This window comes from Cupriavidus sp. UYPR2.512, from assembly GCF_000379565.1.
In the GTDB taxonomy this organism is placed as follows: domain Bacteria; phylum Pseudomonadota; class Gammaproteobacteria; order Burkholderiales; family Burkholderiaceae; genus Cupriavidus.
Genome location: NZ_KB903173.1, coordinates 62,351 through 84,199 on the forward strand (window position 1 = coordinate 62,351; position 21,849 = coordinate 84,199).

Annotated in this window: 21 protein-coding genes; 9 read left to right on the forward strand and 12 right to left on the reverse strand. The window is 69.1% G+C overall.

The genetic code is table 11. The features are described from left to right. The first annotated feature begins 14 nt into the window (after window positions 1-14). The 3 genes from A3A5_RS0131015 to A3A5_RS0131025 all read left to right on the forward strand — a co-directional run bounded on the left by A3A5_RS0131015 (window position 15) and on the right by A3A5_RS0131025 (window position 3,131). On the forward strand, window positions 15-959 hold the full coding sequence (locus A3A5_RS0131015) for a LysR family transcriptional regulator (RefSeq protein WP_018314338.1): 945 nt from the start codon (window positions 15-17) through the stop codon (window positions 957-959). 122 nt (window positions 960-1,081) lie between these two features. Continuing rightward, entirely contained in the window at window positions 1,082-2,050 is a 969-nt protein-coding gene (locus tag A3A5_RS0131020) for a tripartite tricarboxylate transporter substrate binding protein (protein WP_018314339.1), read from the forward strand. A 106-nt stretch (window positions 2,051-2,156) separates the two neighbouring features. Then, window positions 2,157-3,131: a M14 family metallopeptidase gene (locus A3A5_RS0131025; protein ID WP_018314340.1), complete on the forward strand. Its 975-nt coding sequence runs from the start codon at window positions 2,157-2,159 to the stop codon at window positions 3,129-3,131. Between the two features lie 88 nt (window positions 3,132-3,219). On the opposite strand, the gene A3A5_RS0131030 is transcribed toward A3A5_RS0131025, so the two are convergent. The 6 genes from A3A5_RS0131030 to A3A5_RS0131055 form a co-directional block, all read right to left on the reverse strand. Beyond that, window positions 3,220-3,762 carry an Sbal_3080 family lipoprotein gene (locus A3A5_RS0131030; protein ID WP_018314341.1) on the reverse strand — a complete coding sequence of 181 codons (543 nt, stop codon included), beginning with the start codon at window positions 3,760-3,762 and terminating at the stop codon, window positions 3,220-3,222. 139 nt (window positions 3,763-3,901) lie between these two features. Further along, entirely contained in the window at window positions 3,902-4,105 is a 204-nt protein-coding gene (locus A3A5_RS0131035) for a hypothetical protein (RefSeq protein ID WP_010811461.1), read from the reverse strand. Window positions 4,106-4,135: 30 nt separating this feature from the next. Then, on the reverse strand, window positions 4,136-4,705 hold the full coding sequence (locus A3A5_RS0131040) for an OB-fold putative lipoprotein (protein ID WP_018314342.1): 570 nt from the start codon (window positions 4,703-4,705) through the stop codon (window positions 4,136-4,138). 41 nt (window positions 4,706-4,746) lie between these two features. After that, a complete protein-coding gene (locus tag A3A5_RS0131045; protein WP_018314343.1) occupies window positions 4,747-5,991 on the reverse strand; it encodes a glycosyltransferase in 1,245 nt (414 codons plus the stop codon). A 147-nt stretch (window positions 5,992-6,138) separates the two neighbouring features. After that, window positions 6,139-7,566 carry a tRNA uridine-5-carboxymethylaminomethyl(34) synthesis GTPase MnmE gene (gene mnmE / locus A3A5_RS0131050; protein ID WP_018314344.1) on the reverse strand — a complete coding sequence of 476 codons (1,428 nt, stop codon included), beginning with the start codon at window positions 7,564-7,566 and terminating at the stop codon, window positions 6,139-6,141. A 72-nt stretch (window positions 7,567-7,638) separates the two neighbouring features. Continuing rightward, the gene (locus A3A5_RS0131055) at window positions 7,639-8,457 is read right to left on the reverse strand and encodes a CHAD domain-containing protein (protein ID WP_035814091.1); all 819 of its coding nucleotides are present in this window, start codon (window positions 8,455-8,457) and stop codon (window positions 7,639-7,641) included. A gap of 174 nt (window positions 8,458-8,631) precedes the next feature. On the opposite strand from A3A5_RS0131055, the gene A3A5_RS0131060 reads away from it, so the two are divergent. Continuing rightward, window positions 8,632-9,069 (forward strand): PaaI family thioesterase, encoded by a 438-nt coding sequence (locus A3A5_RS0131060; protein ID WP_018314346.1) that lies wholly within the window; start codon window positions 8,632-8,634, stop codon window positions 9,067-9,069. 46 nt (window positions 9,070-9,115) lie between these two features. On the opposite strand, the gene tam is transcribed toward A3A5_RS0131060, so the two are convergent. The 6 genes from tam to gatC form a co-directional block, all read right to left on the reverse strand. After that, the gene (tam, locus tag A3A5_RS0131065) at window positions 9,116-9,886 is read right to left on the reverse strand and encodes a trans-aconitate 2-methyltransferase (protein ID WP_018314347.1); all 771 of its coding nucleotides are present in this window, start codon (window positions 9,884-9,886) and stop codon (window positions 9,116-9,118) included. 85 nt (window positions 9,887-9,971) lie between these two features. Next, the gene (gene gatB / locus A3A5_RS0131070; protein ID WP_018314348.1) at window positions 9,972-11,429 is read right to left on the reverse strand and encodes an Asp-tRNA(Asn)/Glu-tRNA(Gln) amidotransferase subunit GatB; all 1,458 of its coding nucleotides are present in this window, start codon (window positions 11,427-11,429) and stop codon (window positions 9,972-9,974) included. Between the two features lie 90 nt (window positions 11,430-11,519). After that, window positions 11,520-12,611, reverse strand: a complete 1,092-nt coding sequence (locus A3A5_RS0131075; RefSeq protein ID WP_018314349.1) for a dienelactone hydrolase family protein — start codon at window positions 12,609-12,611, stop codon at window positions 11,520-11,522. Window positions 12,612-12,628: 17 nt separating this feature from the next. Then, entirely contained in the window at window positions 12,629-13,105 is a 477-nt protein-coding gene (locus tag A3A5_RS0131080; protein WP_018314350.1) for a hypothetical protein, read from the reverse strand. After that, window positions 13,102-14,607, reverse strand: a complete 1,506-nt coding sequence (gatA, locus tag A3A5_RS0131085) for an Asp-tRNA(Asn)/Glu-tRNA(Gln) amidotransferase subunit GatA (protein WP_018314351.1) — start codon at window positions 14,605-14,607, stop codon at window positions 13,102-13,104. Before gatA ends, A3A5_RS0131080 begins: the two co-directional genes overlap by 4 nt. 91 nt (window positions 14,608-14,698) lie before the next feature. Then, the gene (gatC, locus tag A3A5_RS0131090) at window positions 14,699-14,998 is read right to left on the reverse strand and encodes an Asp-tRNA(Asn)/Glu-tRNA(Gln) amidotransferase subunit GatC (RefSeq protein ID WP_026201316.1); all 300 of its coding nucleotides are present in this window, start codon (window positions 14,996-14,998) and stop codon (window positions 14,699-14,701) included. Window positions 14,999-15,584: 586 nt separating this feature from the next. Here gatC and A3A5_RS0131095 point away from each other — a divergent pair. From A3A5_RS0131095 to rodA, 5 genes are all read left to right on the forward strand, one after another. After that, window positions 15,585-16,628 carry a rod shape-determining protein gene (locus tag A3A5_RS0131095; RefSeq protein ID WP_008648066.1) on the forward strand — a complete coding sequence of 348 codons (1,044 nt, stop codon included), beginning with the start codon at window positions 15,585-15,587 and terminating at the stop codon, window positions 16,626-16,628. Window positions 16,629-16,824: 196 nt separating this feature from the next. Further along, window positions 16,825-17,790 (forward strand): rod shape-determining protein MreC, encoded by a 966-nt coding sequence (mreC, locus tag A3A5_RS0131100; protein ID WP_018314353.1) that lies wholly within the window; start codon window positions 16,825-16,827, stop codon window positions 17,788-17,790. Further along, window positions 17,787-18,299 (forward strand): rod shape-determining protein MreD, encoded by a 513-nt coding sequence (gene mreD, locus A3A5_RS0131105; protein ID WP_018314354.1) that lies wholly within the window; start codon window positions 17,787-17,789, stop codon window positions 18,297-18,299. The genes mreC and mreD overlap by 4 nt, the downstream gene beginning before the upstream one ends. Before the next feature lie 60 nt (window positions 18,300-18,359). After that, window positions 18,360-20,660: a penicillin-binding protein 2 gene (gene mrdA / locus A3A5_RS0131110; RefSeq protein WP_018314355.1), complete on the forward strand. Its 2,301-nt coding sequence runs from the start codon at window positions 18,360-18,362 to the stop codon at window positions 20,658-20,660. A gap of 11 nt (window positions 20,661-20,671) precedes the next feature. Next, window positions 20,672-21,814 carry a rod shape-determining protein RodA gene (gene rodA, locus A3A5_RS0131115; RefSeq protein WP_018314356.1) on the forward strand — a complete coding sequence of 381 codons (1,143 nt, stop codon included), beginning with the start codon at window positions 20,672-20,674 and terminating at the stop codon, window positions 21,812-21,814. Window positions 21,815-21,849 lie beyond the last annotated feature (35 nt).

A 21,849-nucleotide genomic window follows, 5' to 3' on the forward strand; every position in this document is an offset into this window, starting at 1 on the left:
ACGGTCCGCCTTCCATGCATATCCGCTGGCTCGAAGACTTCGTCTGCCTGGCCCAGGCCGGCAGCCTGGCGCGCGCCGCCGAGCTGCGCAACGTGACCCCGCCCGCGTTTGGCCGGCGCATGCAGGCGCTTGAGGTCTGGGCCGGCGCCCCGCTGATCGACCGCAGCGCGTTCCCGGTACGGCTGACCGCCGAGGGCCGCCAGTTCCTGGAAGCGGCGCAGAGCGCTTTGCGCACGCTGGACGAGACCCGCCTGGCGCTGCGCGCCGCGCACCGCGCCGACGCCAGCACGGTCACCATTGCCACCGGCAAGACCCTGGCGCGCTCGATGGTGCCGGCGTGGCTGGCGGGCCTGCGCGAGGCGCTGCGGCACGACCCCGCGGCGGCCGGCTTCCGCACCCGGCTGTCGACCTTCCCGATGCATGACGCGCTGGCCATGTTTGCCGAGGGCGATGCCGATTTCCTGCTTTGCTACAGCCCGCCGGACCTGCCGGTGATGCTGGACGACGCGCGCTACCAGTTCCACCTGGCCGGCGTGGAGCGGCTGGTGTGCGTGAGCGCCGCCGATGCGCGCGGCGCGCCGCTGCACCGGCTGGCGACCGGCAAGGCTGCGGCGAAGCCGGTGCCCATGATCGCTTACGCCGAGACCCTGACACTCGGCCGCATGGTCAACCAGGAGATCGCGCGCCGCAAGCTGGCACCGCGGCTGGACGTGATCGCGGTCAGCGACTTTGCCGAGTCGGTGCACGAGATGGTGCGCCAGCGCATGGGCCTGGCCTGGCTGCCGGCGCGGCTGATTGCCGACGACCTGCACGCGGGGCGCCTGGTGCGTGCCATCGGCGGCGTACGCGGCGATGATGGCGGCGACCTCGCGCTCGATATCCGCCTGTACCGCCAGCGCGCGCCGATGCGCGCGCTGGCCGAGGCCTTCTGGCGGGCGGCGGTGCAGGCACCGCGCTGATGCGCCTTCGGCCACCATTGCCGAATCGGCAACCGCCCTTGCCAAAGCTGCACGCCGGGCCGGTTCCGCGCTCACTACCATCGGTCCACAACAACCATTCCGGGACCCCCAGAGCCAAGACCATGAAGACCATCCTGCGCGCGGCCGCTGCCGCACTCTGCCTTGCCGCTTCCGCCGGCGCCGTTGCCTCCGCCTGGCCCGCCAAACCGATCACGCTGGTGGTGGGCTACACCGCTGGCGGCAGCGTCGACCTGGTGGCAAGAACCATCGCCCCGGAGCTGGGCAAGCGCCTGGGCCAGAGCGTGGTGATCGAGAACCTGGGCGGCGCCGGCGGCACCATCGGCGCGGCCAAGGTGGTCAAGGCCGAGGCCGACGGCTACACCCTGCTGATGGGCTCGGGCAGTGAAGTGTCGATCGCCCGCCTGACCAACCCCGCCGTGCGCTACGACGGCGAGAAGGACCTGGCGCCGGTGACCTTCGTCGGCACCCAGCCGATGGTGCTGGTCGGCAAGCCCGGCCTGCCCGCGAAGAACGCCGCCGAGCTGATTGCGCTGGCCAGGGCGCAGCCGGGCAAGCTGTCGTATGCCTCCTCGGGCGTGGGCACGCCGCTGAACCTGGCCGGCGAGCTGATCAAGCAGCAGGGCCAGGTCAATATCACGCATGTGCCTTACAAGGGCGCGTCGGCGATGGCCACCGACCTGCTCGGCGGCCAGATCGACCTGGCGGTGATGGTGCTGTCGTCGGCGCTGCCGCATATCCAGGCCGGCCGCGTGCAGGCCTACGGCGTGACCAACGCCAGGCGCTCGCCGGTGGCGCCGAACGTGCCCGCGCTGGCCGAGACGCCCGCGCTCAAGGGCGTCGACATGGGCGTGTGGTTCGGCCTGATGGGCCCGGCCAGGCTGCCGCAGGCGGTGGTGGAGCGCCTGAACACCGAGATGCAGGCGGTGCTGGCCATGCCGGATGTGAAGAAGAAACTGGCAGAAGCCGGTGTGGAAGTGGCGCCGGCCAATCCGGCGCAGTTCGGCAGCTTTATCAGGCGCGAGACGGGGCGCTATCGCACCATCGTGCAGACGGCCGGCATTCACGAGTGATGAGGCGGGCGGCGCTGGCAAGACCCCGCCGCCCATCCTCAACCTGATCCCCAGAACACGACCCGGCGGCACCGACCCGCCAGGCACCCTGAACGCACCGATTCCCATGACCCAGCCCACCGCACCGACCGAGGCCTACCCCGTCGATGTCGCATTCCCCGACATCCGCGCCTGCGCGGCCGGCAACACCGGCATCCCCTACCTGTTCACCTTCGACAGCGGCCAGCCCGGCCCGCACGTGATGGTCAACGCGCTGACCCACGGCAACGAGGTCTGTGGCGCCATCGCCGTCAAGGCGCTGCTGGACCACGGCCTGCGCCCCCGCCGCGGCCGGCTGACGCTGGCATTTGCCAACGTCGATGCGTACCACAGCTTCGATGCCGCCAGGCCCGACGCATCGCGCTTTGTCGACCAGGATTTCAACCGCGTATGGACCGCCAGGGTGCTGGATGACGCCAGCCTGGATTCATCGGAGTTGCGCCGCGCGCGCGCCATGCGCCCGGTGATCGATACCGTCGACCTGCTGCTGGACCTGCATTCGATGCACGAGAAAAGCCGGCCGCTGATCGTATCCGGCCCGCTCGACAAGGGCATCGCCCTGGCGCGCGCGCTGGGCGCGCCGGCCGATGTGATCGTCGACGAAGGCCACCCCGAAGGCCGCCGCATGCGCGACTACGATGGCTTTGGCGATGCCGCCAGCCCGCGCAATGCACTGCTGATCGAATGCGGCCAGCACTGGGAGCCCGCCGCCGTGACCGTGGCGCAGGACAGCACCGCGCGCTTCCTGCTGCATGCCGGCGTGATCGATGAAAGCGACTTGCCCGCGGGCTGGCTGCAGCCGCTGCCCGCCACGCAGCGCGTGGTGCGCGTGACCGAGCCGGTGGTGGCCACCAGCATGGACTTCCGCTTTGCCGGCCCCTACACCGGGCTGGAGACTTTTACCGAGGCCGGGACCGTAATCGGCTGGCGCGACGGCGAGCCAGTGGTGACGCCGTATCCGGACTGCGTGCTGGTGATGCCGTCGCTGCGCCAGTTGCGCCCGGGCGTGACCGTGGTGCGCCTGGGCCGGCTGGAGCGCTGATCCGGGTACGCTGGGCCAGGCGCGGCTGCGCCCGGCAAGATGCTGCGCGGAGCGGCATGGTCCGGCCCTCCGGTTGACTGCAGACAGGCTAGGCCGCTGGGTCGGCCGTTCCCGCCGGCGGCGGGGGCGGCGGCAGCATGCCGGGGAACAGCTGTTCGACCAGTTCATCCAGCTTGGACGACGGCTGCACGAAGTTGCTCAGGTTGAGCCCGCCCGCGCTGCGGTTGGCGCTATAGATGGCCTTGCCGACGCGGTCGCCGTTGCGGAACACGGTGATGTCCGCGCTGTTCAGGTAGGCAGTCCAGTACCACGCGCTGCGCGCCGTGTACAGCGCCACCACCGGGCATGCCGCGATCGAGGTCTGCGGCTGCAGCACCTTCACCTCGAAATTGCGCCGCCGCAGCGATGAGAGAAAGTTCTCGACAAAGTCATTGCCCGTGACCGGGTTCACCACTACGCACAGCAGCGTGCCGTTGGCGCCGTAGTGGCCCAGCGGGCCGCCGCCGGCCGGCACCTGGAACGCGACCAGGGGATCGGTGCGGTCGGGCCGGTCGACCGGGGTCACTGCCTGGTAGGTCGAGCAACCGGTGATCAGCAGGCCAAGGCCTGCGGCCAGCAGAGCTTTGTACATGGATGTCCTGTGTGGCTGGGGCGGGCTGCCACGCAAGACGCAGTGGCCACCGCATACCTTCACACTGTAGGCGCCGGTACGCCGATCCAATCGTCCAAACAGAGGCGCAAAACGGCCGCTTCTGCGCCGGGGTGGCGCCTCAGCCGCCCGCGCCGCCGCCTTGCGCCAGCCGGCCCACCAGCACCAGGCAAAGCCCGGCAAGGCAGACCCCAATGACTGCGACCTGCAGCCGCGTGACGGGTCTGCCGCCAAACAGCGTCTGGCTGAGCCAGGCGGGCGAGACCACGCCGACGATGGTGGCCACCATGATCAGGATGGCAAGGACGGACAGAACGGATTGCATGGCGGGACTCCGGAAGCTTGGATGGGGCGATCAGTTGGCGCCGCCGCGCAGCAGGCAGTCGCGCAGCAGCGGTGCGCCATCCGCCAGCCCCGCGCCGTTGCATTCCAGCGCCACTTTCTGGCCGCGCCGCACCATGGTGGCTCGGGCTTCCACCCCGCACACCCGCCCTGCCGGGCCGCAGATCTGGCGTTGCAGCAGCAGTGCGCGCACATTCACGCCGGGATCGTTGGTGCGGATATCGACAAAGACCTGGTCGCCCTCGCGGCGAATGCCGCTGGCGACGCCTTCGACGATCAGGTACTGGCCCAGGTAGCGGGTGTCGGCTTCCTTGGGGTTGTCGCGGTAGTCCTTCAGCAGCGTGTCGGCCTGGAGCTGCGGCAGCCGGTCCGCGGGGCGCTCCGGGTCGATGCTGATCGGGTCGAGCGTGCCATCGCGCGGCACCCCGCGCACGACGCTGGCCGGCACCGCGCTGGCTTCGGCCTGTGCCTCGGGCGCGGCACCGCCGACATCGTCGCGGCGGTCATTGCCGGCAAACCACAACATGCCAAGGACAGCCACGGCGACGATGGCAATAAGGATTTGCTGGGTACGGTTCAACATCGGAAGGTCCTGCGTCAGTGAATGCGGAAGGCGGAACGGGATTATGCGCCCTGCCTGCCGCAAAAGCGCTCAATCGCCGCCACGGCATTGTCGACGCCGCGCTCGGCAGCCATCGCTCGGCCCAGCCTGGCGGCCCGTTCGCGCGTGGCCGGTTGCCCGGCAAAGGCGATCATCGACGCCAGCCGCGGCGCGTCGATCTTGTGCCCGGCGACATAGCGCGGCGCCACGCCCAGCGCCGCCAGCCGGCCCGCCCAGAAGAACTGGTCGCCCGCAAACGGCAGCACAATCGCCGGCACCCCCGCCGCCGCGGCCGCATGCGTGGTGCCCGCACCGCCGTGATGGATTGCCGCCGACACGCGCGGCAACAGCCAGTCATGCGGGGTGGCGCCCACCACGTGGAAGTTGGATGGCAACGCCGCCACGTCGATGCCGCTCCAGCCCGGATAGAACAGCGCGCGCCGGCCATCGACCGCCTGCATCAGCGCCGTCATCACCTTGTGCCGGTCAAAGCCCGCCATGCTGCCAAAGCCGATATACAGCGGCGCCTCGCCGGCCGCCAGGAAGTCGCGCAGCGGCGCGTCCGCTTGCCAGTCCGGCTGCGGCGGCATGGTCCACGCGCCGCTCACCAGCCAGTTGTCATGCCAGTCATGCGGACGCGGCACCAGGTGTGGCGACATCGCATACAGCGTCGGAAAATTCGCCCACATCGCCTTGCGCGCTGACGCGCCGAACAGCCTGGACCGCGCGGCATTGGTAGCGGTACGGAACATGCGCCACAGCACGAAGTTGATCACGTGGTGGCTGGCGCGATTGGCCCACCCCGGCATCCTGAACGGCGGCAGCAGCGCGGACGGAAAGGCCCGCGTCGGCGAGATCGGGAACATGCCCGCGCCGATCACCGGCTTGCCCAGCTGCTCGCCCACCGACAGCGCCACATATGCCGTCAGCCCCGAGAACACGATGCCATCGGCAGCGCGCGCGGCCTCCGCCAGTTGTGCCATCCACGCCTCGGTGTTGTCCTCGGCGATGCGCGCGAATGCCCGCGTGGCCTCGGCGACGTTGCCGCCTTCGGTCATCAGCTTGTGCAGCGCGCCGCCCGGCGCCAGCGTCTGCTGGATATCGCCTGCCATCGGGGCAAAGGCCAGGCCGTGCTCTGCCGCGAGCGGGGCCGCCGAGCGTTCGCCCAGCATCAGCACGTCGTGGCCGGCGGCGCGCAGGCCGAGGCCCAGCGCGACGATGGGGCGGCAGTCGCCCTGGGTACCGAAGGTGATGAGGAGGAGGCGCATGCAGGTAGCAGCAGCTTCTGTCGGGTCAGAGATCTTCCGGTGTGGCCTTGCTGATTTGTTTTGCAGCTGACGCTGTTCACGCTCAATCTGCGTAATGCTCTTCTCCGCAGGTTTTCCAGGAGCGGCATCGCGGACCTGGGATTCCGCTTACTTCCCGATACAAAACCGCGTAAAAATCGTCCCCAGCAAATCATCACTGGTGAACTCGCCGGTAATGCTGTTCAGGTGCTCCTGCGCCAGCCGCAGTTCTTCGGCAAACAGGTCCAGCGCCTGCGCCTGGCGCTCGCTCTGCTCGGCCGCCACATCCAGGTGCGATTGCGCCTGCCGCAGCGCGGTGAGATGCCGTTCCCGCGCCAGGAAGTTGCCTTCATTGCCTGACTGCCAGCCCACCAGCCGCAGCAGCTCGCGGCGCAGCAGTTCAATGCCGGACCCGGTGCGTGCCGAGATCCAGATCTCGGTCGGGTTGGGGCCGTTGGCCGCGACCACGTGCGGGCGGTTGCCGCCGAAGACGATATCGCCAACCGCGGGCGCCTTGTCGATCTTGTTGACGATGCGCACGATCGGCGAGCCCGGCGGCAGCTGGCCGCTGAGCTGGTCGTCGATGGCGTTGTCAATCTCTGACAGGCCGTGGCGCAGGTAGTCGGTGGCGTCGACCAGGTGCAGCACGATATCGGCCCGGCGGATGGCGTCCCAGGTGCGTTCGATGCCGATGCGCTCGACTTCGTCGGCGGTGTGCTCGCGCAGGCCGGCGGTGTCGATGATATGCAGCGGGATGCCGTCGATCTGGATGGTCTCGCGCACGCGGTCGCGCGTGGTGCCGGCGATGGGCGTGACGATGGCCAGCTCCGCACCGGCCAGCGCGTTCAGCAGCGACGACTTGCCCACGTTGGGCTGGCCCGCCAGCACCACCGACAGGCCCTCGCGCAGCAGCGCGCCCTGGCGCGCCTGCGCCAGCACGCCGCCCAGTTCGGCGCGGATGGTGGCAAGCTGGCCGCGGGCGTCGGACTGCTCCAGGAAATCGATCTCTTCTTCGGGGAAGTCCAGCGTGGCTTCCACCAGCATGCGCAGGTGGATGACCTTATCCACAAGCTGGCGGATGGCGTTGGAGAACTCGCCCTCCATCGAACGCGCCGCTGAGCGCGCCGCGGCCTCGGTGCTGGCTTCGATCAGGTCGGCTACAGCCTCGGCCTGGGCCAGGTCGAGCTTGTCGTTGAGGAAGGCGCGCCGCGTGAACTCGCCGGGCTCTGCCAGGCGCAGGCCGATGCCGTCGCCCGCTTGCAGGCAGCGCGTCAGCAGCATCTGCATCACCACCGGGCCGCCGTGGCCCTGCAGCTCGAGCACTTCCTCGCCGGTATAGGAATTGGGCGCCGGGAAATACAGCGCCAGGCCGTGGTCGATGACCTTGCCATGGCCATCGAGGAAGGGCAGGTAGGTGGCGTGGCGCGGCTTCAACGCCTGGCCGCAGACGGCGCGCATCACGGGGCCGACATCGGGGCCCGACACACGCACCACGCCGATGCCGCCGCGTCCGGGCGCGGTGGCGATGGCGGCAATGGGAACCTGGGGAGCAGTCATGGCGGTATTGTCGCAGATCGGGTGCCGTTGGCGTGGCACGCGGTGGGCAGGCCGCCATGGCGGGCGGGGTGGTCAGCTGGCGCCGGGCAGCGGGCGCGGCGCCTCGTCCGGCATTGCCTGCGCCTGCAGGCAATCGGCCAGCAGGCGGCGTGCGACCATGCCGTCGACAATGCGGCCGAGCTTCGCCTGCCGTTTGACCAGCTTGCGATGCAGGTCCCTGGCGTAGCGGGATGGCAGCACCGGCGCGAACGCCTCGATCACATAGCGCAGTCGCTTGCCGGCGATGCGCTGCGCATGCACCGCGCGGGGATCGCCGCGGCGTGCAGCCTTTGCCAGCGCGCGCAGGCGCTTGCGGCCGCGGCGCACGCGCTTGCGCGCAAAGGGCCCGAGGCGGCCACCATCATTGCGGGTGCGGGCGGCCAGATGGGCCAGGTGCGCCAGGTCGCGATGCAGCGCGGGCAGGGGCCAGTCACGGTAGCCGGACAGGGCCGACAGCATGGTTGTACGTGCGGTGTCGCGGCGCTCACGGGCAGTGTCGGCGATGGCCGACAGCACAGTATCGTCCGGTTCCAGTTCGCGTGCCGGGGCAATGGTTTCGGCCAGGAATACGTCCCAGTCGCGCACGTCGCTGGTGGCGTGCGCCAGCATGCGCAGGTCATGTTTCCAGCGATCGCGCTCCTGCCGCGGCAACGACGGCCCCAGGGCCCAGAGCACCGCGCGCGCATGGCGTACCGCCACACGCAGCGCGTGCAGGTCTTCGGGCTCGTCGCGGCGCAACAACTGGTCCAACCTTGCTTCGATGCGCGCCAGGCTTGCCTGCGTCAGCGCGGCAAAGGCGGCGGCGGGCCGCGTCTTGCTGCGTAGGGTGGGGGGATGGTCGTCGGCGATCATGGCGGGCTGCATGCGGTCAGGCGCGCATGCGGGTCGCGGATGCTTCCAGTGTAGGCGACAGCACGCCGGCCCGCTTTTACGCGGCGTAAAAGGCGCATGGATGGTTGACAGCCCGGCGCCTTCACGCTGGAATGCGCACATCCCGGTGATGCAGTGACCCGACAAGGAACAGCCATGACCACCGAACAGGAACGGCTTCTGCTGCGCGACACCATCGAGGCGGGCTTCCGCCAGGCCGCTTTCGTCAACGAAGTCGGCATCACGCTGGCGGACTGCGGGCCCGGCTGGTGCGAATCCACGCTGGCCATCACGCCGCGCCACCTGCAGCATGGCGGCATCGTCCATGCGGGCGTGCAGGCCACCATGGCGGACCATACCGCGGGCGCGGCGGCATCCACCATCCTGGAGGCTGGCCAGCACGTGGTCACCGCGGAGTTCAAGATCAACCTGCTCAGGGCCGTGCGCAGCGAACGGCTGCGCTGCCGTGCCGATGTGCTCAAGTCCGGCCGCGCGATCATCGTGGTGGAGGCAGATGTCTTTGCCGACGTCCACGGTGAATCCGTGCTGGTCAGCCGGCTGAACGCCACCATGAGCGTGCTGGACCTGGCCTGAGCTCCCTCCCACAGCTTGTGGCAGGCCGCTTCGATGTTGCAGGGTCTCAGCGCGTGGCGACGATGAACAGGCGCGGGAACGGCAGCAGCACCGACCCGTCCGGCAGCGCCGGGTACGCCTTGGCAATCTCGGCCTGGTAGCGTGCCAGGTAGGCGGCGCGCCCGGCCTCGTCCAGCGGCTGCAGGAAGGGGCGCAGGCCGCTGCCCTTGAACCACTCCACCACCGCGGCCGGGCCGCCCGCCAGCGGATGGTGGTACACGGTCAGCCATACGTCCACGCGCTGGCACAGCGGGCGCAGCAGCTCGTAGTACCACTGCGCCGGGGCGCGCTCGGCGCGAGCCTTGCTGGCGCCGGCGAGCTTTTCCGCCCACGGGCCTTGCGCCGCCACTTGGCGCATCAGCCGGTGCGCGGGTTCTTCCAGGTTGTCCGGCATCTGCACGGCCAGCGTGCCGCCGGGAGCGAGCCTGGATACCAGTGCCGGGAACAGGCTGGCGTGGTCAGGCAGCCACTGCAGCACGGCATTGGCCAGGATCACGTCATAGGGTCCGGCCTCGTCCCAGGCGCCGATGTCGGCCACGCGGAACTGCACGTCGGGGAGGCGCTTGCGCGCCGCGTCGATCATGTCCTGCGAGCTGTCCAGCCCGGTCACCGACGCCCCCGCATAGCGTGCCAGCAGCACCTCGGTAGAGTTGCCCGGTCCGCAGCCGATATCCACCGCGCTGCGCGCGATCGCATTGGGGATGGCAGCCACCAGGTCGCGGACCGGGCGGGTGCGTTCGTCTTCGAAGGCGACGTATTGGTGGGCGGACCAGCTCATGGGGATCTCCTGACGCTTAGGGCAGGCCAGTAGGATACGCCTGCCGCTGGCGGTTCGCTGGTCCTGTCAGCCCGCCCTTGCCCCATTACCCCAGTTTCTTCTTCAGCAGCTCATTCACCTGCGCCGGATTGGCCTTGCCCCTGGTGGCCTTCATCGCCTGCCCGACCAGCGCATTGAACGCCTTCTCCTTGCCCGAGCGGAATTCCTCGACCGACTTGGCGTTGGCCGCCAGCACGTCGTCGATGATCTTCTCCAGCTCGCCGGTGTCGGACATCTGCTTCAGGCCCTTGGCCGCGATGATGGCGTCGGCATCGCCGCCGTGCTCGCCGGCCCACATCGCCGGGAACACGTCCTTCTTGGCGGTGTTGTTCGACACTGTGCCATCGGCGATGCGCGCGAGCAGGCTGGCCAGTTGCGCCGGCGTGACCGGTGCGGCGTCGATGGTGATGCCTTCGCGGTTCAGCTGCGAGGCCACGTCGCCCATCAGCCAGTTGGCCGCGGGCTTGGCGTTGGCGGCGCCGGCACCGGCCACGACGGCCTCGTAGTACGTGGCGAATGCCTTGGTGGCGGTCAGCGTGGTGGCGTCATAGGCCGACAGGCCGTACTGCGAGACAAAGCGCGCCTGCATTGCCGCCGGCAGTTCCGGCAGTTCGCCGCGTACGCGCTCGATCCAGCTCGCGTCGATCTCCAGCGGCATCAGGTCGGGGTCGGGGAAGTAGCGGTAGTCGTGCGCGTCTTCCTTGGTGCGCATGGCGCGCGTTTCGCCCGTTTCCGGGTCGAACAGCACGGTGGCCTGCTGGATCTTGCGGCCGTCCTCGATCTCGGCGATCTGCCACTGCACTTCGTACTCGATGGCCTGCTGCAGGAAGCGGAACGAGTTCAGGTTCTTGATCTCGCGGCGGGTGCCGAATTCCTTCTGGCCGAGCGGGCGCACCGACACGTTGGCGTCGCAGCGGAAGCTGCCTTCCTGCATGTTGCCATCGCAGATGCCCAGCCACACTACCAGCGAGTGCAGCGTCTTGGCATAGGCCACGGCTTCGGCGGCGCTGCGCATGTCGGGCTCGGTGACGATTTCCAGCAGCGGGGTGCCGGCGCGGTTCAGGTCGATGCCGGTCATGCCGGCAAAGTCTTCGTGCAGGGACTTGCCCGCGTCTTCTTCCAGGTGGGCGCGCGTCAGGTTGACGGTCTTTTCATAGAACTCGCCCTTCTTGCCTTCGACCTGGATGGTGATGGTGCCGCCCTGTACCACGGGGATCTCATACTGGCTGATCTGGTAGCCCTTGGGCAGGTCGGGGTAGAAGTAGTTCTTGCGCGCAAAGATGCTGCGCGGCGCGATGGTGGCGCCGATCGCCAGGCCGAACTGGATGGCGCGCTCGACCGCGCCCCGGTTGAGCACCGGCAGCACGCCCGGCAGCGCCAGGTCCACCGGCGAGGCCTGTGTGTTGGCCTCGGCCCCGAAGGCGGTGGAGGTGCCGGAAAAAATCTTGGAGGCCGTCGAAAGCTGAGCGTGCGTTTCGAGGCCGATCACCACTTCCCATTGCATGGCGGTATTCCTGTTCGGTTCTTTCGGTTCTGTCTGTTGCGGTGGAGCGGCGGCGCCGCCCCGGTGTTCAGTCTGGTCTTGCCCCGGCCCTCAGGGGTCGGGGCTGGCAAGCCATGAGTCGAGCTGGGCCAGCGCGGCCACGCGGGCCACCGCATCGCCGCCGACGGTGACGCCCTGGGTCTTGCGCATGCCTGCCGGCACGTCGCGGCGCATATGCAGCTCGCTGGTGCCGTCAAAGCCGTGATAGGCGCCCGGGTAGATCTCCAGCCGGAAGCGCGCGTCCGGCTGGCGCGCCAGCACCGCGCTCTGCAGCATGGCGCAGCGGGTGGCGGGCGTCCAGTCGTCGGCGCCGCCGATCATCAGCAGCATCGGCGCGCGCAGGCGGTAGTTGTGCTGCTGCACCGCGCGCTTGCAGCCCGGATAGAACGCCACGGCGCGCTCCACCTGGGGCGTGCCGGCCGGCCACGGGCGGCTGGCATCGACCGTGGCCAGCACTGCCTGCGCGCCATTGGACCAGCCCAGCAGCACGATGCGCGCGGTGTCGATCGCCGGCTGCTGCGCCACCCAGCGCAGCGCGGCCAGCGCATCGGCGCGGCGCGTGCGGTCGTCGATGCCGCGCGTGTCGATGGGTTCGGAGCAGATGCCATGGGGCCTGCCGCGCGCGCTGAAGCTGTCGGGCATCAGCACGGCATAGCCGCGCTCGGTCAGCCAGTGTGCGTATTCGCGGTAGCGTTGCTGCAGCATTCCGGAAACGTCCGACCTGTCGGTTCCCGTGGCGCCCGCTGCGCTCGCGCGCGAGGGGCGCGCGGACAGCAGGCCGCCGCAGCCGTGCAATGCCACCACCACGGGCAGCGCGCGCGCGGTGGTGCCTTCGCGCGGCAGGAACCAGTAGGCGGTCAGCGCGGGCGTGGCCGCATCGCCGCGCAGCTCGACGCGCTGCGCGGGCACCGATGCTGTTGCCGCAGATCCTGGCGCGGCCCGGCTCACCGCATTCGGCGCCAGCACGCCGGCGGGCGTCAGCGGCGCCGGTTGTGCCAGCGCGGGGGCGGGCAGGTCCGGCGTATGCGCCGCCGCGCCGGCCAGCCATGCGCCCAGCCCCAGTGCCACCGCGGCGCGCAGCACCGCCACCGCCGGGCGGGCGGTGCGCAGTGAGCGTTGCGGGGTGGCGGGTGCGTGGGTCATGACCGGCTTCGAGGGCTTCAGCGCGTGCGGGCGCAGGCGCCGCTGCCCGGCTCGAACATCACGGGCCAGGCTTCTTCGTAGATGCCGGGGGTGCAGCGCTGCTGGCAGTTGGCGTGCGCCAGCGTAACGCGGCGCGGGTCCTGCCAGACCATCAGCTTGCAAGCGCTGCCGTCTTTGGCGCGCAGCTCGATATGCGGCTTCTTCTGGACCTGGCGGAAGTCCGCCAGGTTGAAGCTGCACGAGCCGCGCTTGCCGACCCACAGCTTCCACGACAGCTGCTGCACGCTGTTGTCCGACACGCGCAGCTGGGCGTCTTCGCGGAAGCCGTCTTCCTCGGTGCGGCGGCAGTCGCCGGCCAGGTCGATATCGCGGCTGGGGATCGGCGTGGAGCGGCCCAGCCCGCCCGGCAGCGGGATGCACCCGGCCACCGCCGCGGCCAGCGCGGCCGCGGCCATCAGGCGCAGAGTCAGCGAGGAGCGCGCGGTCATGTTCATGCCTTGCCCGGACGGCGCAGGTGCCAGTCGGTTGCCTGCTGGAACGCGTGCGCGGTCTGCAGCAGGCGCGCCTCGTCGAAGTAGTTGCCGATCAGCTGCAGGCCCACCGGCATGCCGGCATCGCCGAAGCCGCACGGCACGCTCATGCCGGGCAGGCCGGCCAGGCTGGTCGACAGCGTGAAAATGTCGGCCAGGTACATCTGCACCGGGTCCGAGGTCTTTTCGCCCAGCTTCCACGCCACCGTCGGCGCCACCGGGCCCATGATCACGTCGCACTGGGCGAAGGCGCGCTGGAAGTCGTCGGCGATGATGCGGCGGATCTTCTGCGCCTGCAGGTAGTAGGCGTCGTAGTAGCCATGCGACAGCACATAGGTGCCAACCATGATGCGGCGCTTGACCTCGGCGCCGAAGCCTTCGGCGCGGCTCTTCTTGTACATGTCGAGCAGGTCGCGGTACTCGGCCGCGCGGTGGCCGTAGCGCACGCCGTCAAAGCGCGACAGGTTGGAAGAGGCTTCGGCCGGCGCGATCACGTAGTACACCGGGATCGACAGCTCGGTCTTGGGCAGCGTCACCTCGACCAGCGTGGCGCCCAGCTTTTCATACTCGGCCAGCGCGGCGCGCACGGCCTGCTCGACGTCGGCCGACAGGCCCTTGCCGAAGTATTCCTTCGGCAGGCCGATGCGCAGCCCGGCCAGCGGGCGCTCGGCGGTGGCGCCGGCGCGCGGCTGGCCCAGCAGGCGGGTGTAGTCCTCGTCCACGCCGCCCTGCGCGGGCGTGATGCTGGTGGAGTCCCTGGGGTCGAAGCCGGCCATGGCGTTGAGCAGCAGCGCGCAGTCTTCGGCGCTATGGGCCATCGGGCCGGCCTGGTCCAGCGACGAGGCGAAGGCGATCATGCCGTAGCGCGACACGCGGCCGTAGGTCGGCTTGATGCCGGTGATGCCCGAGAACGACGCCGGCTGGCGGATCGAGCCACCGGTGTCGGTGCCGGTGGCGGCGGGGGCCAGGCCGGCGGCCACGGCCGCGGCCGAGCCGCCCGACGAGCCGCCGGGCACGCGGCTGGTGTCCCAGGGGTTCTGCACCGGGCCGAAATGCGAGTTCTCGTTGGACGAGCCCATCGCGAACTCGTCCATATTGGTCTTGCCCAGCGTAACCATGCCGGCCGCGGCCATGCGCTCGACCACGGTGGCGTCGAACGGGCTTTCATAGTTGCCCAGCATCTTCGAGCCGGCGGTGGCACGCCAGCCGCGCGTGACGAACACGTCCTTGTGCGCGATCGGCACGCCGGTCAGCGGCGCGGCCTCGCCGCGGGCGCGGCGTTCATCGGCGGCGCGCGCCTGCGCCAGGGTCCGCTCGGCATCGACGTGGATAAAGGCGTTGAGCGCGGTGGCCTGCTCGATGCGGGCCAGGTACTCGCGTGCGAGTTCCTCGGCGGAGACGGAGCGCGCGGCCAGCGCATCGGCAAGCTGGCGCAGGGAGGTCACGGAATCAGCGGAAAAGGGCATGACAGTCGGTTGGCATCAGGGGTAGCGTACTGGCGGGTGGCCGGCGGCGGACAGGCTTGCACGGGTGCGTCGGGTCCGGGCCGGGCGGCGGTCATTCGATGACCTTGGGCACCAGGTACAGGCCGTCTTCGGTGGCCGGCGCGGGGCGCTGGTAGTCGGCGCGGCGGTCGGATTCGGTGACCACGTCCTCGCGCAGGCGCTGGACCATGTCGCGCACGGCCGACAACGGGTGGGCCAGCGGTTCGATGCCGGTGGTGTCGACCGCCTGCATCTGCTCGACCAGCGAGAAAAAGTTGTTCAGCTGCGCAAGCGTCTGGGCGGCCTCGTCATCGCTGGTTTCGATGCGGGCCAGGTGGGCGATGCGCTTGACGTCGGATAGGTCGAGGGCCATGGCGTGGTGGTTCGGATGCTCGGATGCGGGGGGCGCGGGCTGCGCCGGCGGCTGGCTCATGGGGCGGCTGAGTCGCACGGCCCTTGGCCTGACCGGGGGCGCCGGAGTGGCGCCCCGGAGTCGTCGGAATTACAGGTATTTTCAGGCTGTAAACGCCCGAAGCAGCAGGAATTATAAGGTATCATTGCGAGTTACCGACCCTTGGCAACGCTTACGCCACATGGCCGCAAGCCGGCCGCTGGCCGGCGTGCCTGCGCCCGGCATCCCCAGGCGCCCGAAGGGCGAACCAGGTTCCTCTGATTAGGCCTCTGCAGCCGGCCACCGCATGTCGCATGTCACTCGACATTGTGCGCCGGAGCCTGCACATTTCCGCGAACTTTTCCGCGGGGTCTAATCAAAGGTTCCCGTAGGGCCGGCGGTGCCGTTCCCAATCCCATTCCGGCCCGGGCAGCCCCCGTGCCGGACGGCGGGCGGACCGGGAAACCGGGAACCATTCCGTATTCAACACAACGTATTTCGTGGCCGGGCCGCCTGCGGTGCCGGCCGCTTCGCCTACCCGCGAACACCACCACAGACAGGATTCCTGATGTTCGGATTTCTCCGCAGCTACTTCTCCAACGACCTGGCGATCGACCTCGGCACCGCCAACACGCTGATCTACATGCGCGACAAGGGCATCGTGCTGGACGAGCCCTCGGTCGTCGCGATCCGCCAGGAAGGCGGCCCCAATGCCAAGAAGACCATCACGGCGGTGGGCAAGGAAGCCAAGCAGATGCTGGGCAAGGTGCCGGGCAATATCGAGGCGATCCGCCCGATGAAGGACGGCGTGATCGCCGACTTCACCGTCACCGAGCAAATGCTCAAGCAATTCATCAAGATGGTGCATGACAGCAAGCTGCTGCGCCCGAGCCCGCGCATCATCATCTGCGTGCCGTGCGGCTCGACCCAGGTCGAGCGCCGCGCCATCCGCGAATCGGCGCTGGGCGCCGGCGCCAGCCAGGTCTACCTGATCGAGGAGCCGATGTCGGCCGCGATCGGCGCCGGCCTGCCGGTGTCGGAGCCGTCGGGCTCGATGGTGGTGGATATTGGCGGCGGCACCACCGAGGTCGGCATCATCTCGCTGGGCGGCATGGTCTACAAGGGTTCGGTGCGCGTGGGCGGCGACAAGTTCGACGAGGCCATCGTCAACTACATCCGCCGCAACTACGGCATGCTGATCGGCGAGCAGACCGCCGAGGCCATCAAGAAGGAAATCGGCTCGGCCTTCCCCGGCTCCGAGGTCCGCGAGATGGAAGTCAAGGGCCGCAACCTGTCCGAAGGCATCCCGCGCGCCTTCACGGTGTCGTCCAACGAAATCCTGGAAGCCCTGACCGATCCGCTGAACCAGATCGTGTCGGCGGTGAAGATCGCGCTGGAGCAGACCCCGCCCGAACTGGGCGCCGACATCGCCGAGCGCGGCATGATGCTGACCGGCGGCGGCGCGCTGCTGCGCGACCTGGATCGCCTGCTGGCGGAAGAAACCGGCCTGCCGGTGCTGGTGGCCGAAGACCCGCTGACCTGCGTGGTGCGCGGCTCCGGCATGGCGCTGGAACGCATGGACAAGCTCGGCAGCATCTTCTCCTACGAGTAAGAAGGACGCTCACGTGGCGATGCGCGGCCTGCCGGATCCAGCGATCATGGCGGCGTCGCGGCGCCTCATCCGCCGGGGCCAGGCCCCGGCAGCTCCCGCCGCCCGACCGTACCGCGCCCGTTCCCGCCAGGGATCGGGGCGCGGCACGGCGGGCGGCGGGGCGTTTCCGCGTGGCCTCCGGCCTTTGTTCGGGTAAATGGATTACTCCCCTCCGCCGCTCTTCAAGCAAGGCACCTCGGCTGTCGCCAGGCTGGTCCTGTACGTGGCTATCGCGCTGGCGCTGCTGGTGGTCGATGCCCGTTTCGACGCGCTCAGCGTGGGCCGGCAGGTTGCCGCCACCGTGCTGATGCCGGTCGAGCGCCTGGTGCTGACGCCGCGCGACGCACTGCGCACAATGTTCGACTATGCGCAGTCGTCGGCGATGCTCGCCACCGAGAACCGCGAACTGCGCCAGAATGCCGTGCAGCAGGCCCAGGCCTCGGTGCGCCAGGCGCAGCTGGAGTCCGAGAACAACCAGCTGCGCAAGCTGCTCGGGCTGGCGCAGCAGTCGGCCACGCCGGTGACGTCCGCCGAGATCCTGTATGACGCGCGCGATCCCTACAGCCAGCGCATCGTGATCGACAAGGGCAGCCAGCACGGCCTGCGTGCGGGCTACCCGGTGATCGACGAGCGCGGCGTGGTGGGGCAGGTCACGCGCGTGTCGCCGTTCCAGTCCGAGGTGACGCTCCTGACCGACAAGGACCAGGCCATCCCCGTGCAGGTGGTGCGCAACGGCCTGCGCAGCGTGGCCTTCGGCGGTGCGCGCGCGGGCCAGCTGGACCTGCGCTTCATGGCCGCCGCCGCCGACCTGCAGCAGGGCGACCTGCTGGTGACCTCGGGCCTGGACGGCACCTACCCGCCGGGCCTGCCGGTGGCGAAGATCGTCCAGATCGAGCGCAAGGCCGATACCGCGTTCTCGCGCGTCTATTGCGAACCGGTGGCCGGCGTGCGTGCGCACCGCCAGCTGCTGGTGGTGCGCTACGACGCCGCCATCCCGGCGCGCGAATCGGTCGAAGCCAGGCCGCAGGCGCCGGTCAAGGGCGCCAAGTCCGCCGCGGCGCGCGCTGCCGCCGACAGCGCGGCGGCTGCCAGGGCCGCGCCCGCCAAGGAGGCACCACAGTGACCAACCCCCAATACCTGCTGCGGCCGGTCAATCCCACCTTTATCGCCTTCAGCTTCGTGCTGGCGTTCCTGTTCAACCTGATGCCCTGGGGCACCACGCTGTGGATTCCCGACATGGTGGCGCTGGTGCTGGTGTTCTGGAACATCCACCAGCCGCGCAAGGTAGGCATGGGCGTGGCCTTCCTGCTGGGCCTGCTGATGGACGTGCACGATGCCCGGCTGCTGGGCGAGCACGCGCTGGCCTACACCCTGCTGGCCTACTTTGCCATCACCATCCACCGCCGCGTGCTGTGGTTCACCGTCTATACCCAGGCACTGCACGTGCTGCCGCTGCTGTTCATCGTGCACGCGGTGCCGGTGCTGATCCGGCTGGCCATGGGCGCGCCGCTGCCGGGCTGGCAACTGTTGCTGGCGCCGGCGATCGAGGCGCTGCTGTGGCCGCTGGCCACCAGCCTGCTGCTGGCGCCGCAGCGCCGTTCGAGCGATGTCGACGAGACGCGGCCGATCTGACGCCGCCATTGCCATCATCCGCCACCGCCCACCACCGCCCCCTCCAGGCCACGCAGTACCATGACCGAAATCCGCAACGTCGAACTGGAAATCGGCCGCTTCCGCATCCGCGTGGCGGCCGCGGCCCTGTTCACGGTGATCTGCTTTGGCCTGCTGTTCTCGCGCTTCCTGTGGCTGCAGTGGTACAAGCATGACCAGTACTCGGCCAAGGCCGAGGACAACCGCATCTCGGTGGCGCCGATCGAGCCCAACCGCGGCATCATCATGGATCGCAACGGGATCGTGCTGGCGCGCAATTATTCGGCGTACACGCTGGAGATCACGCCGTCCAAGCTGACCGATACGCTGGACAACACCATCGAAGGCCTGTCCGGGCTGGTGGATATCCAGCCGCGCGACCGGCGCCGCTTCAAGCGCCTGATGGAAGAGTCGCGCAGCTTTGAGAGCCTGCCGATCCGCAGCCAGCTGACCGACGAGGAAGTGGCGCGCTTTTCCGCGCAGCGCTTTCGCTTCCCGGGCGTGGACGTGCGCGCGCGGCTGTTCCGCCAGTACCCGCTGGGCGAGTCGGCCTCGCACGTGATCGGCTACCTGGGCCGCATCTCGCAGCGCGACCAGGAACGCATCGAGGCCATGGACGAGGCCAACGATGCCGACGGCGCCAGGTACGATCCGCGCAAGGATGCCGACAACTACAAGGGCTCCAACTACATCGGCAAGATCGGCCTGGAGCAGAGCTACGAGACCGAGCTGCACGGCCTGACCGGGTTCGAGGAAGTGGAAGTGAGCGCGGGCGGGCGCCCGATCCGCACGCTGTCCACCTCGCCGGCCACGCCCGGCAATAACCTGATCCTGTCGCTGGATATCCGCCTGCAGCAGCTGGCCGAGGCGCTCTACGGCGACCGCCGCGGCGCGCTGGTGGCGATCGAGCCGTCCACGGGCGACATCCTGGCCTTTGTCTCCAAGCCCACCTACGACCCCAACCTGTTTGTCGAAGGCATCGACACCAATACCTGGAATGAACTCAACGGCTCGCCCGACAAGCCGTTGCTGAACCGGCCCCTGCGCGGCACCTATCCGCCGGGCTCAACCTATAAGCCGTTCATGGCGCTGGCGGCCCTGACCACCGGCAAGCGCACCGCCGCCTGGGGCATGCACGATCCGGGCTTCTTCACGCTGGGCAACCACACCTTCCGCGACGACAAGCCGGGCGGCCATGGCTGGGTCGACATGCACAGCTCGATCGTGCAGTCGTGCGACACCTATTACTACGCGCTGGCGCGCGACCTGGGCGTCAATGGCATCCATGACTTTATGAAACCGCTGGGCTTCGGCCAGATCACCGGCATCGATATCGAGGGCGAAAGCCGCGGTATCCTGCCGTCGACCGAATGGAAGCGCAAGGCTTACCGCAAGCCCGAGCAGCAGAAGTGGTACGACGGCGAGACCATTTCGCTGGGCATCGGCCAGGGCTACAACAGCTTCACCATCCTGCAGCTGGCGCAGGCCACCTCGGTGATCGTCAACAACGGCAGCGTGATGAAGCCGCACCTGGTCAAGGCCGTGGAAGACGCAGTCACGCGCAAGCGCTCGCTGACGGTGCCCAAGGAAAGCTACCGGATCCCGCTCAAGCAGGCCGATATCGACGTGATCAAGCGCGCCATGGTGGCGGTGACGCACTCCGGCACGGCCGCGCGCGCGTTTGCCGGCGCCGCCTATGAGTCAGCGGGCAAGACCGGCACGGCGCAGACCTACAGCCTGGGCAAGGGCGAGAAGTACAACCACCACGCGCTGGACGAGCGCAAGCGCGACCACTCGCTGTACACCGCCTTCGCGCCCGCGGACAACCCCAGGATCGCGATTGCGATGATCGTCGAGAACGCCGGCTTCGGCGCCGCGGTGGCCGCGCCGATCGCGCGCAAGGTGATGGATTATTACCTGACCGGCAAATGGCCCGAGGAACTGGAAGCCATCGCGCCGCCGGAAGCCGAGCGCATGGCGGGCCGCCCGCCGGTGGCTACGCCGAGTGTGTTCACCACCGGCCAGACCGCCAGCATCGCCAGCGCCACCGTGATGTCGAGTGGCAGTGCGCCGGCCAGCGGCGCGGCCGCGAGCGCCGTTGCCGCGGCCTCGGGCGCGCACGCCGGGGCATCCGACGCAATCGTGGCGGCGCTGGATCCGGCCGCGATCGCGCCGGCCTCGGCCGTGCAGACGCTGGACGAACGCATGCTGCAGGCGCTGGGCCACAGCAAGCCGCAGGCGCCACCGGCCGCGCCGGTTGCGCCGGCCAAGGCGCCCGCGCCCAAACCACGCGTCAAGCCCGTGGCTGCCAAGGCAGCCAGCGGTGCCGGCGCCACTCGCTGAAGGAGACGCGCATGGATCGACGCCGCGTCCTGTCCCTGGTCAAGACCGCGCTGACCGGTTTTGACAAACCACTTTCGCTGATTGTCTTCCTGCTGTTCGCCACCGGCATCGTGGCGCTGTACTCGGCCGCCATCGACATGCCGGGCCGGGTCGAGGACCAGTTGCGCAATATCCTGCTGTCGTACGTGGTGATGCTGGTGATCGCCTACCTGCCCACGCAGACACTGATGCGGGTGGCGGTGCCCATCTATACGGTGGGGGTGGCGCTGCTGGTCGCGGTGGCCATGTTCGGCCTGATCCGCAAGGGCGCGCGCCGCTGGCTCTATGTCGGCATGGTGATCCAGCCGTCCGAGATCATGAAGATCTCGATGCCGCTGATGCTGGCCTGGTACTTCCAGAAGCGCGAGGGTGTGGTCAAGTGGTTTGACTTCGTGGTGGCGCTGGTGCTGCTGCTGATCCCGGTCGGCCTGATCGCCAAGCAGCCCGACCTGGGCACGGCGCTGCTGGTGATGGCCGCGGGCGTGTACGTGATCTACTTTGCCGGGCTGTCGTGGAAGCTGATCCTGCCGCTGCTGGGGCTGCTGGTGGTCGCCGTCACGCTGCTGATCACGTTCCAGAACGACATCTGCGCGCCGGGCGTGAACTGGCCGGTGCTGCACGACTACCAGCAGCACCGCGTCTGCACGCTGCTGGACCCCACCAGCGATCCGCTCGGCAAAGGCTTCCACACGATCCAGTCGATCATCGCGATCGGCTCGGGCGGGGTGGAGGGCAAGGGCTGGCTCAAGGGCACGCAGACGCACCTGGAATTCATCCCCGAGAAGCACACGGACTTTATCTTCGCGGTGTATTCCGAGGAGTTCGGCCTGATCGGCAATGCGCTGCTGCTGGTGCTGTACCTGCTGCTGATCTTCCGCGGCCTGTTTATCGCGGCCAATGCGCCGACGCTGTTCTCGCGGCTGCTGGCGGGATCGATCACGCTGATCTTCTTCACCTATGCCTTCGTCAACATGGGCATGGTCAGCGGCATCCTGCCGGTGGTGGGCGTGCCGCTGCCGCTGATGAGCTATGGCGGCACCGCGCTGGTGACGCTGGGCGCGGGCATCGGCATCCTGATGAGTATTTCGCGGCAGAAGCGGCTGATCCAGACGTAGCGCGGCACGCGTAAAAAGGGGCCGCGGCTGCGCCG